The organism is Tautonia marina (assembly GCF_009177065.1).
GTDB classification, from domain to species: Bacteria; Planctomycetota; Planctomycetia; order Isosphaerales; family Isosphaeraceae; genus Tautonia; species Tautonia marina.
Genome location: NZ_WEZF01000024.1, coordinates 35,097 through 48,570 on the forward strand (window position 1 = coordinate 35,097; position 13,474 = coordinate 48,570).

Here is a 13,474-nt window from a genome sequence, read left to right on the forward strand (position 1 = left end):
CTCTCGGGAGCGGCCCAGGGAGAGTAGGACCCGACGCGACCCCTCGATCGCCGAGCCGAGCGGTTCGCGATCGAGGGGGTGTGTCGCGTCGGGACGATCGGCCTCGGGGCCGATCAGAACTGGTCGGCGGAGACGACCTCGCCCCCCTTGCGGGTGCTGATCGACCGGTAGACATCCCGGGCGATCGTCTCCTTGACGAAGGAGACCCGGCCATCCCCCCAGAGGAACTGGGCGCCGCCCGGATGGGCGCTCCGGAAGCTGATCTGATTCGGCCAGTTGGCGAAGGGCTGGTTGACCGCCGGCCGGTAGTTGAGCGGCGGAGAGGTGCTGGAGTAGGTGCCGGCGCCGAGCGACCAGGTCTTGAAGTCGTCGTAGGACGGCAAGACCTCGCCGACGACGATGGTGTTGCTGGTGCCGTCCCGGATGCTGCTCAGGGTCACCGGCTGGAGGATCGAATGCCGCCAGAAGGTGCCGGTGCACTCCTTATACCCGTAGGCCGAATAGTTGTGGCAGTCGGGCAAGCCGCCGAAGAGCGAGCCGTTGCCGAGGTTATGCGGCCCCATCACCCCGGCATAGTTGGTCGGCGAGAAGGGGACGCCGAAGAGGCCCCAAACATTGTCCTGAAGCTCTTGACCATCCGGGTCGGAGGGGCACTGGTAGAGATTGATCCGAAACTGGATCAGGGTCCGATTCCCGATGTTGGCGATGCCGAGCCCGGACTGGAAATCGCCGTCGAAATTGAACTGGTTGTAGACGTTGTTCTGTTCGACGAAGGGAAAGATCCCCAACATCCAGCTCATCCCGTTGGAGACGAGCCCCGGAGCGAGTGACTCGGGAAAGTGAGGCGTGCTGACGGGAAGGCAACCGTGCGTGGATTCGTAATTATGGATGCCCAGCCCGATCTGCTTGAGGTTGTTCGAGCATTGCGAGCGGCGGGCCGCCTCCCGGGCACTTTGCACGGCCGGCAACAGCAGCGCGATCAAAACGCCGATGATGGCGATGACCACCAGCAGCTCGATGAGGGTGAAGGCCGACTTCGAGCGTCGGAAATTCGACGAGACACTTTTGCGTGAATTCAAGAGAATGTCTCCGTGTTCAGGGGAGGGCCGGTCCTCCGCGGCCGAGCCTCTCGGCCGATTCGGGCCCGCCCGGATTGCCGTCAATCTGTGAGTTCAATGTCGAACTGGTTCACGCCGGGTTCGACGTCAATTGCAAGCGGAGTATCCAACTCGTTCGCGTAGCGATCCGGGATGAGCAATTCCGGGATGATCAGGCTCTTCTCCTCCTCCGGCCGGAGTGGCCTTCGGCTGTGGACGGTGACCTTGTGGCGGCCGACGGCCGCCCCTTCGAAGTCGGCGGTCCTCATCTGGTAAGAGCCGTCCGAATGGATCTCCCCGACCGCCGACGGGCCACCGACTCCCTCGGTCGGGATGAAGACAACCTGACCGTGATCGACCGGATTCCCGTTGTAAGTGACCGTCCCCTGGACCGTTGCCAGATTGAGGCCACTTTGGTCTCCGCAACCGGCGATCACCACCATCACGAGGCTGGCGAACGCCCACGACACGACGCGTGACCTGATACCAATTCGAACTCTCCTCATGGTGCCGTCCCGCTCGCTTCTCAAGGTTTGGCCATTGCCGAGGCCCGCTCGTCCTTGCGCATTGGCATTGCCGACGAGGCCCGAGTTGCGCCGGGACCTCATCGGTTCGTCGTTGCACACCAAGACGCGTTGCTGTATAGAAATTGTTGGTCTATCGATTGACGATACGGACCATCCGTTTTGTGAATACCATCATGTCTCTAGCCGTGCCAGAAGATTGAGTCAAACATTTTTTTGAGAGTGATCATCATTTTCCGATCAACTTGGTTTCGAATCATTCAGCATGTTCCGATTTAAAGCATCGAAAAAGCTTGGCATTTTTCTCTTTTTTGTCGTCAGTGCAGCCGCCGGCTTCGCGATCTGGTGGCATTCGCAGACGGTACATCTCCGGACCGAGCTGGAGCGGGCGAGGGCCGAACTGGACGCCGGGCGGATCGCGTCGGCCCGCGGCCGGCTGGTCAGGCTCTCCGGGACCTGGGCGGCCAACGGTGAGGTGGACTACGTCCTCGGGATGAGCGAGCACGCCCTCGGCAACGTCGAGGCGGCCCTCAGGGCCTGGCGACGGGTCCCGCACGGTTCCCCGTTTGCCGGGCAGGCGGCCCTCGGTCGGGCCATCGTCGAGATGGATCGGGGGCGCTTGGCCGAGGCCGAGGCCGCCGCCGTCTCGGGATTGGTCCGGTCGGGGCCTTCGGCCCCGGGGCTCCGCCAGTTCCTGGTGGAGTTGCTCTGGCATCAGGACCGGCTGGAGGAGGCCCGATCGCTGCTCGAAGCGAACTGGAAGGAGTACGAGGAGGCGGAGGGAGCCGACTCCTCCCCAGCCATCACGACCCTGAGGCGCCATCTGGTGCTCGACCTCAACCCGTTTTCGGTCGAGAGGGCCCAGACCGTGCTTGATCGCTCAGGTCAGGCGGCGCCGGACGACGATCGGGTCTGGCTCGGTCAGGCGAACCTGGCCATCCGGGACGGTCGGTATGAGGAGGCATTGCGATGGCTCGACGCCTGCCTGGAGCGTCGCCCGGATGATCCGGCCGTCTGGCGATCTGCCCTGGAACTGGGGCTCGCATCGCATCGGCTTGAGCTGACTCGGGAAGCCCTGAATCACCTTCCGGCCGCGGGGGTATCACCCTGCCTGGCCCCTCGGATCGAGGCCTGGAACGCCGCCCGGCTGGGCGACGCCGAGGCGGAGCGCCGGGCGCTGGATCGGTTGCTTGACACCTGCCCGGGAGAATTGCCGGCACTGGATCGGCTCGCCGAGCTGGCCGTGACGTCCGGAGACCTCGACCGGGCCTCCCGACTGCGCCGCCGCAAGGCGGAACTCGACGAGGCGATGCATCGCTACCGAACGCTGTCCGGTGACGACCTCCGGGCCAACGCCGCGTCGATGGCCGCGTTGGCCGAATCCCTGGGCCGGCACTTTGAGGCGAGGGCCTTCTGGGCGGTCGTCCGGGAGCGGGAGCCGGGGCACCAGGAGGCCCGCCGCGCCCTCGATCGCCTTGGTCCCGTCCCCCGTCCCGAATCAGGGAACGCGATGCTGGCGGAACGGCTGCCCTCGCTCGTCGGCGGCTCCAGCGCGGGGGATCGGGGATCGCGCCGGACGGCTCAATCGATCCTCCTGGACGGTCTCCGGTTCGAGGACGATGCCCGTCGCGCTGAACTTATCTTTACCTATCGAAATGGTCAATCGAATCAGCACCACCTTCCCGAGACCATGGGGGGCGGCGTCGCGCTGCTCGACTTCGACGGTGACGGCTGGCTCGATGTCTACGCCGTCCAGGGGGGGGACTTCCCCCCGGTCGCCGGGTCGGATCGATCCGGCGGAGACCGGCTCTTTCGGAACCGGGGTGATGGCACCTTCGAGGATGTGACCACCGCCGCCGGCATCGCCGCGTTCGAGCAAGGGTACGGCCACGGGGTCACGGTCGGCGATTATGATAACGACGGGCATCCCGACCTGTTCATCACCCGATGGCGCTCGTATTCGCTCTACCGCAACAACGGCGACGGGACGTTCGAGGACGCGACCGAGGCCGCCGGCCTCGGGGGGGATCGCGGCTGGCCGACCTCGGCCGCCTTCGCCGACTTCGACGGCGACGGCCATCTTGACCTCTACGTCTGCCACTACCTCGATTGGAATGAGCAGGATCCCGAGGTCTGTCCCTTGCCCGACCTCCCCGACTCAAACGGCTATTGCAACCCTCTCCTGTTCGAGGCGCAGGCCGATCACCTCTTCCGCAACGTCGGCGGCGTCTTCGAGGACGTGACCGTCGAGGCTGGGCTTGCCGATGTCGTCGGCCGGGGGCTCGGGGTCGTCGCCGCCGACCTCGACGGCAACGGTTTGATGGATCTTTATGTCGCCAACGATCTCTCGGCCAATTTCCTCTTTCTGAATCAGGGAACGCTGACGTTCGAGGAAGCAGGGCTCCGGGCCGGGGTCGCCGCGAACGCCGAGGGGGGCTACCAGGCGGGCATGGGGGTCGCCTGCGCCGATCTCGACGGCGACGACCTGCCCGACCTCTTCGTCACGAACTTCTACGGCGAGGCGACCACCGGCTATCGGAACCTCGGCGGCGGGTTCTTCGCGGATCGAACAGCCGACGCCGGCCTCGCTCGCGCCACTCGCCATCGGCTAGGCTTCGGCATCGCGCCGATCGACGCGGAGAACGACGGGAGCCTCGACCTGATCCAGGCAAATGGTCACATCAATGACCTTCGCCCCCTCTTCCCCTATGAGATGCCGGCCCAGCTCCTGATCGGCGACGGGAGCGGCCGGCTGGTCGATGCGTCCGAGCACGCGGGGGTTCCCTTCCAGGTGGGCCACGTCGGCCGGGGGCTGGCCGTCGGGGATCTCGACAATGACGGTCTGCTCGATGCGCTGCTCATCCCTCAGAATGCCCCCCTGGCGGCCCTGCGCAATCGGACCACCGGGGCCGGCCACTTCGTGACGTTCCAGCTGGTCGGCGGCCCCTCGAACCGAGACGCCATCGGGGCCAAGGTCTCGATTGAGGCCGGAGGTGATCGCCAGACCCGTTGGAACGTGGGCGGTGGCAGCTACCAGTCGGCATCGAGTCCGAATCTCCACTTCGGCGTGAGGGACGCCACGCACATCGATCTCCTCGAAATCTCCTGGCCGTCGGGCCGGATCGACCGTCACCGAGACCTTTCCGCCGATACGGGCTATCGGATTCGGGAAGGGGCCGCATTGCCGGACCCATTGCCAGGCCGCTCCGATGCCTCGGCTGGCCCCCAGTCTTGAGGACGTTCGGCAGCCGCTCCCACGCCTGCCAGGAGGCCCGATCGTGCGGGTCTGGAGGCGGGGCCGGAGCCTTGGGAGGAGATGGGGTGAGGGGTCAGGAGGCCCGCTTCGAGGTGGTCAAGGCCTCGGCGTCGGGACCAACGAGGCGCAGGGTGGGTTGGTCGTCGGACGGGAGGCCGGCGTCGGTCAGAATGCGGTCGATTTCGCGGGCAACGACGCGGGTCGAGAAGTGTTCCTCGATGTTCCTCTGGCCGTGTTCGGAGAGGGTTTGCCAGAGGTTCGGGTCACGGTAGGCTCGGACGACGGCCTCTGCAAAGGAGGCGGAGTCATCGGCGATCAGCACGTCGCGGCCGTCAACCAGGTGCATCCCCTCGGCAGCGATCGAAGTGACGACCACCGGAACGCCGAAGGCCATGCTCATATTCACCTTCCCCTTGACACCGGCCCCGTACCGCAAGGGGGCGACCGAGAGCCGGCATCGACGGAAGAAGTCGGTCACGTCCGGAACGAATCCGGTGATGATCACGTCGTCGCATGCCAGGTCGCGAACCTGTTCGGGCGGGTGGCTGCCGATGATGGTGAAGGTCACGCCGGGCAGGCGGCGGCGGACCTCGGGGAAGACGGTCCGGACGAAGAACTCGACGGCGTCCACATTGGGCGGGTGGTTAAAGCCGCCGATGAAGACAATCCCCTTGCGCTCGGCGTAGCCGGGGATCGCGCTGTGGGGCTCGTGGATGAGGGTGACGACCCGGGTGTCCAGTCCCGGCCGGAGATCCCGGAGGAGGTCGGCCTCGGTGGGGCTGACGACGACGGTGTAGTCGCTGGCTTCGGCCAGGGCCAGCTCCTGGGCCTTGCGGGCCTCGGCCGCCTCGGCCAGGGCCGGATCGCCCAGGAGGGCCGCCTCGCGCGCTTCCCGGACGAAGTGCAGGTCGACCGTGTCGAAGGCGATCTTCGCCCGAGGGGCCAGCAGGCGGACGTCATCGAGGTGCTGGGCGACGATATCGGGGCGGCAGATCCAGGCCAGCATGTAGCGGTGCCCATGCCGCTCCAGGTACTCGCGCACCGAGGCGATGTAGGGGTGGTGCAGCACCTTCACGCCGATCCGCTGGAGAGCTTGGGTGTAGCCGGGGGAGGCGTGCAAGTTCTGGGGGATGAACGTCACGGCCAGGCCCCGGCTCCGGAGGATCTGGAGCATCCGGAACATCCGGAGCGATCCGGCGTCCTGGTCGGGCGTTGGCACGATGTGATCGATGACCAGGACGCGGTTGCTCGGGGCGACGCGCTCGTACGGGTCGCCGGCGTCGCCGGGCGGGTGGTGGGCCAGCACCTCGGCCCACTTCTGCCGAAATTTTTTCTGGTTGGTGACCTGATGCGCCTTGACCCCGGCGCTCAGGTCCGTGCCCGAGGAGAGCCCCTCGAAGTGGACAACGACCGACAGCGGCTGGTAGATGACCCGAAGACCCTGTTTGCGGACCCGAAAGGCCAGGTCGGTGTCCTCGTAATAGGCCGGGGCGAAGTGGGAGTCGAAGCCGCCGAGCTCGTCGAACAGAGCGCGACGGATGAGGATCGAGGCGCCGGAGCAGTAGTCGCAGTCCCGGGCGTAGGAGTACTCCGGGTCGTTCGGGTCGCCGCCGCGGCCGAAGTTCCAGCCGCTGGCGTCTCGCCAGATGATGCCGCCGGCCTCCTGGAGCCGGCCGTCGGGGTAGATCAAGCGGGAGCCGGCGAGCCCGGCGTCGGGTTCCTCGCGGAGGGTCCGGACCAGTTCCTCGAGCCAGCCGGGAGTGACGACCGTGTCGTTGTTCAGGAAAGCCAGGAACTCGCCGCGGGCCTGAGCGGCCCCGGCGTTGCACGAGCCGATGAAGCCGAGGTTCCTGGCGTTGCGGATCGCCACCACCCCGGGCACCAGGGCCAGCGCCTGGGGGGTTGGATCGGTGGAGGCGTCGTCGACGACGATCACCTCGTAGGTCACGCCGGCGACCTGAGCGCGGATCGACTGCAGGCAGGCAACCGTCTCCCGGTAGTGATTGTGGACCGGGATGACGATCGAGACGGTCGGCCGGTCGGTCGACGAGAAGGCCAGGCCCGAGCGGGCCAGCTCGGCGAGGACGCGGCGGTCCTCCCGGGCGGTGTCGATCCGGCGCTTCAGGCCCCGGAGCGGTTCGCGGACCGGCCTGGGCAGCCTCCGGGCGGCGGCCAGAGGGGCACCGAGGAGCCGGGCGCGGGCCCGTCGGGCCATCGGGCCGACCGCCCGGGCTGGCCGGCTGTACCGCCAGAATCGGGAGCCGATCAGCTCGGCCAGCGTGGCCTCAAGCTGCTGCCGGGCGGACTCGGCCCGGTGGTAGGCCTGCACGGCCTCGGCGTGGGCGGCCTGGGCGGCCTCCATGTGCTCGGTGAAGATCCGGTGCACGGCCTGCCGGTCAGCGAGGGCCGCCTCGCGCTCGGCCTCGGTCCGGGCCAGGTCGGCAGCCAGCGCCGAGAGCCGGGCCAGGTCGCGGTCACGCTCAGCCGAGAGCCGGCCTCGCTCCCTCCGCAGCCAATCCCGCATCGCCTCGGCCTCGAGCAACTGGGAGGCCAGGGTCTCCAGCTCGTCCCGGAGTCGCTGACGCTCGGCCTCGAGGGGCTCTTCGGCCTGGCGACGCCTGGCCTCAAGGGCCTCTTTGGCCTGGCGACGTTCGGCCTCGAACTGCTGCCGTTCCCGGGCCATCCGATCCTGCTGGGCGTTGAGTGCCTGTCGGGTCTGGTTCAGCTCGCTGGCCATCGCCTCGATCTGGGCCCGGGCCTCGGCCTCGCTGCGGTCCTTCTCTCGGGCAATCCCCCGGGCGGACTCCTCGGCGGCCCGGAGTTCCGCCTCGGCGCGCTCGATCCGGATTCGGGCGTCGGCGACGACCGGACCGTAGGCGAGCTCCGCCCGGTCGACCTGCACGCGAAGTCGGTCGAAGGTTTCGATCGGCTCCTGAGTGTCGCCACGGGCGAGCCGTCGCAGGGTCGCGTAGGCGGACTTGACCCAGCTGACGACCTGGGCATGGTCCCTCAGCTCGCTCCCGCTGGCGCGGTTGTGCCGGAGCGCTTCGGAGAGAAACGCTTCGATCTCGACGCTCGCCCGGTGCGAGCTGCCAGGCCAGGTCAGGCCAAGCTGATGACCGAGGCGATCGGTGACCCCCTTCCAGTCCGCGAGCAGGTGATCGTACGCGATGAAGGCGCGGGGGAAGCCCCTTGAATCGCGCTCGGCGTCGAGGACGTGGCGCAGCCAGAGCAGGGTGGACTTGGCGATCGGGAAGCCGTCCCGGCGCTTCAGCGAGGCGGCGACCTCCAGCGGATTGCGGACCGGAATGGCGAAGTGAGGGCGGGCCCCGACCCGCTCCAGCACGAGCAGCCAGAGGGGCAGGAATCGGCAGATTCTCGGATCCTTCAGGACGATCAGCGGCGCGTCGTGGTAGTTCCTGAGGACCAGCGCGGCGAGCCGATCGGCGTACTGCTCGGCCGCACGGCTGCCGAACCAGTGCCTGGGGAACTCGGCGACGTCGTCCCAGCTTGAGCCGACCGACCGGAGCAGTTCGTCGTGGGTATCGACGATCTCGACCGGCTCCCAGAAGCCCGTCTCGTTGCTGTTGGGGTGCGGCTGCATCAAGTGCTCGGGCAGCTCCGCCCCGAGCAGGCCGAGCACCCGAGTCAGCGCCGAGGTTCCCGAGCGGTGCATGCCGAGCACCAGGAGGGCGTTTCGGGGCGAGCGGTCCTGACTCATGAGCGGGCCTCCTGCAACCAACGCGACCGGCCGGGCATCGGGTCGCTCGCCCGGCCGACTCGGAGGGGGGACTTTAGCAAAGCCGCCGGGGTGGTCAACCGGAATCCGATGACCGCGCACCGCTGTTGGGCGCGCGGCCGGGCCATCCGTGGGAACCATCACGACGTCGTTCCTTGCTGAGGCGGATCCCAATCGACCGGGCCGGGGCAAGGTGACCTTGACCGGTCGCCGATCTTGGTATCTAAAGCCTTTTGCACGACGCCGCGCACGGACGTGCGGCGTGTCGTTTTGAGAGCCGGGGTCGGACGCTTGAGCATGATTGCCAATACCAGGGCGACCACGCCCCACGAGCGATTCGTGCCCCAGAGCGCTCGCGTCCTGTGCGTGGACCTCGACGGCACGCTGATCCGCTCGGACCTGCTGTGGGAGGCGTTCGCCGTGCTGCTGCGGACCCGCCCCTGGGACCTCTGGCGGGTGCCCTTCTGGCTTCTCTCCGGTCGAGTCCGGCTGAAGACCCAGCTCGCCGACCGGGCACCGGTCGACGTGGCGAGGCTACCGTACCACACGGAACTGGTCGACTACCTGCGAGCCGAGCGAGGTCGGGGCCGTCGGGTCGTCCTGGCGACCGCGGCCGACCCCGGGGTGGCGAGGGCCGTTGCCGACCACCTCGGAATCTTCGACGAGGTCGTTGCCGGCGACGGCTCGGTCAATTTGAAGGGCGAAGCGAAGCGGGCCGCCCTCGACGCCCGGTTTGGCTCGGGGCAGTACGACTACGTCGGCGACCACCGGGTGGATCTGCCGGTCTGGGAAGGGGCGGTCGAGGCGATCCTCGTGGCGCCGGGGACGCGGTTGGAGCGGAGGGCTCGGGGACGGGCCCGGGTGGGCCGGGTCTTCGAGGGTGGGCGACGGCCGGTGCGGGACTGGATGCGACAGCTCCGGGTCCACCAATGGGCCAAGAATTTGCTGATCTTCGTGCCGCTGTTGGCGGCGCACCAGCTGGGAAACCCGGGGCTGGTGCTGGCGTCGGTCATGGCCTTCGTGGCGTTTTCCTTCGGGGCCTCGGCGATCTACATCGTCAACGACCTGATCGACCTGCCGTCGGATCGGGTCCACCCGGTGAAACGCAACCGCCCGCTGGCCTCGGGGGTGATCCCGATTCCCTCGGCCATCCCGGTTGCCGGCGCCTTGCTGGCGGCGGCGCTGGGGATCGGCCTGATGCTGCCGGCCCCCTTTACCGCATTGCTGGTCCTGTACCTCATCCTCTCACTGAGCTACAGCCTGTACCTGAAGCGGAAGCTCATGAAGGACGTGATCTGCCTGGCCGGGCTGTACACGCTCCGGGTGCTTTGCGGCGGGGCGGCGACGGGGATCGTCATCTCGACCTGGTTGCTGGTCTTCTCGCTCTTCTTCTTTTTGGGGCTCTCCTTCCTGAAGCGGTACAGCGAGCTGAGATCGGCGCTGGGCCGCCGGGGGCGGTTGCCGGGTCGGGCATACCACGGGGACGACTACGCGATGATCGGCTCGCTCGGGCCGGCGTGCAGCTACCTGGCGGTGCTCGTCATCTGCCTCTATCTGAACGACCCGGCCAGCGTCGCGCTGTACCGCCACCCCCGCTGGCTGCTGCTGATCTGTCCGCTGCTGCTCTACTGGACCTCCCGGATCTGGATCCTCGCGCAGCGGGGGAAGATGCACTCCGACCCGGTGGTGTTTGCGCTGAAGGACCGCCAGAGCCTCGCGACGGGGGTGCTGACGCTGGCGATTCTCGCGGCGGCGACCTTCCTCTGAGCCGATCGACCGTCACGACCCGGGACGGGACGGGACGGGACGGGCTGAACCTGTGCAGGACCACGTTCCAAGGGAGCTGGGGGAAGCAGACTGATGACGGCCTCCGAGTTTTCGAAGACCGCGGCGGCGCTCTATGCCTCGACGACGGGGTTTCGCCGCCAGATGGCGGTTTACCGGCCCTACATCTGCCCCTTCGAGCGGGTCGCGGAGTGCGTGGACCCCGGGTCCCGCGTCCTGGACGTCGGCTGCGGCCAGGGGATGCTCCTGGCGCTTCTGGGCGTGTCGGGCCGGTGCTCGGAGGGCGTCGGGTTCGACTCGGACGCCGACGCCATCGCCGTCGCCCGGGAGATGGCAACGCACTATGAGGCGCAGGGGCACCCCGGGGCCCTCCGCTTTGAGCACCTTCCCGTCTCCGCTGCCTGGCCCGAAGGACGGTTCGACGTGGTGACCATCGTTGACGTGATGCACCATGTTCCCCGGGACCAGCGGCCCTCAGTCCTCCAGCTTGCCTTCGAGGCGCTGCGGCCGGGCGGCCGGCTCATTTACAAGGACATCGGGCACCGGCCGCGATGGCGGGCGCTGGCGAACAACTGCCACGACCTGCTGGTCGCTCGGGAGTGGGTCCGGTACACGCCGATCACGCAGGTCCGCCTCTGGGCGGGAGAGCTCGGCTTCGCGTCGTCCGATCCGCAGCGCATCAATCGACTCTGGTATGCGCACGACCTGGCGGTCTTCACGAAGCCCGGGCCGGACGCGGTCCGAGGCCCCCTGATGGCCCGGTCGGCCTGACCCGGACGCTCAACGCAAGACAGTCGGAGGGAGCTGCGATGGGAGAGACACTCTTTGCCCTGGCGAACCTCGGCGTGCTGATGGCCGCCTCGATCGTCGGGTGGCGGGTTTGGCGGGGCGGGCCGCCGTCGAACTCGTGCTGGCTGCTGACCGTCGCGGCGTGGTGCCTGGTGATGGGCCACTCGGCCATGCTTGGCCTGGGCGTGGCCGGGCTGCTCGTTCCGGCCTCGGTGGCGATCTTCGGGGTCGTCGTCGCGGCGGTCGCGATGGTCTGGAATCGCCGCCTCCGCATGCGCGCCCCCGAAGGTCCGACGGGGCCCTCCCGCCCGGCGGCCGAGCCGTGGGGCCTGGCCGACTGGATTGCCTTGCTGGCGCTGGCGATCGTCGGTTCCTCGCTCTTTTTGACCGAGGTCTGGCGGTTCTCCGGCTTCGAGATGTGGGACGACTTCTACTACCACATGACGATCAGCGCGAGCTGGCTCATCGACCGTTCGATCATCGGCCAGGACCTCGAAAGCATTTACGGCTATCACTACTTCTATCCGAGTAGTGGAGACCTAATCGCGACCTGGTTTCTGGTGCCCTTCGGTGTGTCCGACCGGGCCGAAACGCTGGCCTGGGTCGGGACGACGGGCTTTTTGTACTGGGCGCTGGCCACGCTGGCCGCCGCGGAGGCGCTGCGGCGGGTGGGGGCTCCGCTGTCGATGCGGCTGCTGCCCGGTCTGCTGCTGGGGGTCGCTCCCCGGGCCCAGTACATCATGACGATGTTCGCGGATGTGGACCTCGGGCTGGCGGCGGTGGTCTCGGCGGCGCTGGTGTTCGCCATCCCGACGCGGGAGGACCGCGACGACCGCCGGGGGGTCCGCCTGGAGACCTGGATCGCCGGCCTGCTGGCGGGAATCGCGGTCGGGATGAAGGTGACCGGCGTCCTCGGCGCCTCGGTCATTGTCCTGCTCTGCATCGCCCGGGAGGCCCGCGCCATCGGTCGGGAGGGGGAGCGGGTCGGCGTGGCGGGTCTCGGCCGAGCGGCGGGAACGGTCCTGCTCATCTTCCTGGCCAGCGGCCTGGCGACCGGGGCGTTCTGGTATTTGCGGAACATCGCGCTGACCGGGAATCCGCTGTTCCCGGCGAAACTGCTCGGCTGGGAGGGCCTCACGTTCGAGCAGACGAGGCTCACCGAGTTCGCCCAGACCTACGGCCTCAAGACGACCCTGCTCGCCTCGCTCCGGCACTTCGGCGACTGGCCCGTGTCGCTCGGCCTCTTGGCCGCGATCGGGTTCGTGCTGGGGGGGGCGGCGGCGGCGCGGCGGCTCTGGTCCTCTCGGGGAGAGCCGGGAGAGCGGTTCTGGATCGCCGGGGCGCTGGGGATCGCCGCCCTCACGGTCGTGGTGTACCCCACCCTGCCCTTCTCCGCCGGCAACCCACCGACCTTCGTCGTCGGCGAGATTCACAGCAGTAGCTTCCGCTACGTCACGATCCTGCCGCTTCTCGGCTGGACCGCGCTGGCCGCCGGGCTGACCGTCGTTCTGCGATCGTCCGCCGTGGCCGGTCAGGCCGCCGTGGGGCTCGTGGCGGTCGCCCTCGTGGCGTTCCGCCCCTGGGCCGCGCCCTTCTACTCGGGAGATTGGGTGATCGTCGCCTCGCTGCTCGGCGCGTTCGTGCTGACGGCGATTGCCTCGACATGGCGGGGCGGGGGGTGGTCCGCGCTCGGCAAGAGGGGGCTTGAGTTGCCCCGAGTCGGCCTGGTGTCCGTGATTGCGGTCGCTCTGCTCGTGCCGGCGTGCCTCCTGCTTCGCCACGAGGAGAAGGCAAGGATGGTGGAGGCCGTGATCGACACCAATCCGTACGGCGGGAAGGTCTGGGAACACCTCGACCGGATGCCCCGCTCCAGGCACATCGCCGTGTTTGGCCGGAAGTTCACCTTCCCCCTGTTCGGGAGGAACTACCAGCACCGGCCGATCAGCACCAACGAGAACGGCGCCCTGTTCCCGACGCCGTCGAGTCACGGTGGCATGGATGCCTGGGGGGCCCCGGCGAACGACCTGGCCGATCGGCTGATCGACTCGGGGGTCGACACGGTCCTGATCCTCCGGGTCGATCACGTCGGCGAGGAGTTCGGCTGGCCGGCCCAGAAGGCGTTTCTGGAAGGTTCAGGGCTTGCGAGGACCGTCTACCAGGACGATTTCGCGGTCCTTTACCGCCTGGATGAAGGGACCATCGCCGAGCGGCGATCCGAAGCCCTCCCCCGTTGAGGCGGGTCGTTGGACCGGGAACGCCGGGGCAGCTTCGATCCGGCCCGCGT

The 13,474-nt window shown here is 68.1% G+C and carries 7 protein-coding genes; 4 read left to right on the forward strand and 3 right to left on the reverse strand.

Going from position 1 to position 13,474, the window contains the following annotated elements; translation table 11 throughout:
* Positions 1 to 113: 113 nt before the first annotated feature.
* On the reverse strand, positions 114 to 1,079 hold the full coding sequence (locus tag GA615_RS23195; RefSeq protein ID WP_161602500.1) for a DUF1559 domain-containing protein: 966 nt from the start codon (positions 1,077 to 1,079) through the stop codon (positions 114 to 116).
* 80 nt (positions 1,080 to 1,159) lie between these two features.
* Positions 1,160 to 1,567, reverse strand: coding sequence for a hypothetical protein (locus GA615_RS23200; protein ID WP_152053720.1), 408 nt, complete (start codon positions 1,565 to 1,567; stop codon positions 1,160 to 1,162).
* Positions 1,568 to 1,886: 319 nt separating this feature from the next.
* Here GA615_RS23200 and GA615_RS23205 point away from each other — a divergent pair, with 319 nt between their 5' ends.
* A complete protein-coding gene (locus GA615_RS23205) occupies positions 1,887 to 4,856 on the forward strand; it encodes an FG-GAP-like repeat-containing protein (RefSeq protein WP_152053721.1) in 2,970 nt (989 codons plus the stop codon).
* 94 nt (positions 4,857 to 4,950) lie between these two features.
* Here GA615_RS23205 and GA615_RS23210 read toward each other — a convergent pair whose 3' ends face one another.
* The gene (locus GA615_RS23210) at positions 4,951 to 8,598 is read right to left on the reverse strand and encodes a glycosyltransferase (RefSeq protein WP_152053722.1); all 3,648 of its coding nucleotides are present in this window, start codon (positions 8,596 to 8,598) and stop codon (positions 4,951 to 4,953) included.
* 315 nt (positions 8,599 to 8,913) lie between these two features.
* Here GA615_RS23210 and GA615_RS23215 point away from each other — a divergent pair, with 315 nt between their 5' ends.
* The 3 genes from GA615_RS23215 (at position 8,914) to GA615_RS23225 (ending at position 13,424) form a co-directional block, all read left to right on the forward strand.
* Positions 8,914 to 10,383, forward strand: coding sequence for a UbiA family prenyltransferase (locus GA615_RS23215; RefSeq protein WP_152053723.1), 1,470 nt, complete (start codon positions 8,914 to 8,916; stop codon positions 10,381 to 10,383).
* A 93-nt stretch (positions 10,384 to 10,476) separates the two neighbouring features.
* Complete coding sequence (locus tag GA615_RS23220; protein ID WP_152053724.1) at positions 10,477 to 11,172, forward strand: class I SAM-dependent methyltransferase; 696 nt, start codon at positions 10,477 to 10,479, stop codon at positions 11,170 to 11,172.
* 38 nt (positions 11,173 to 11,210) lie between these two features.
* Entirely contained in the window at positions 11,211 to 13,424 is a 2,214-nt protein-coding gene (locus tag GA615_RS23225; protein ID WP_152053725.1) for a hypothetical protein, read from the forward strand.
* The last annotated feature ends 50 nt before the right edge of the window (positions 13,425 to 13,474 follow it).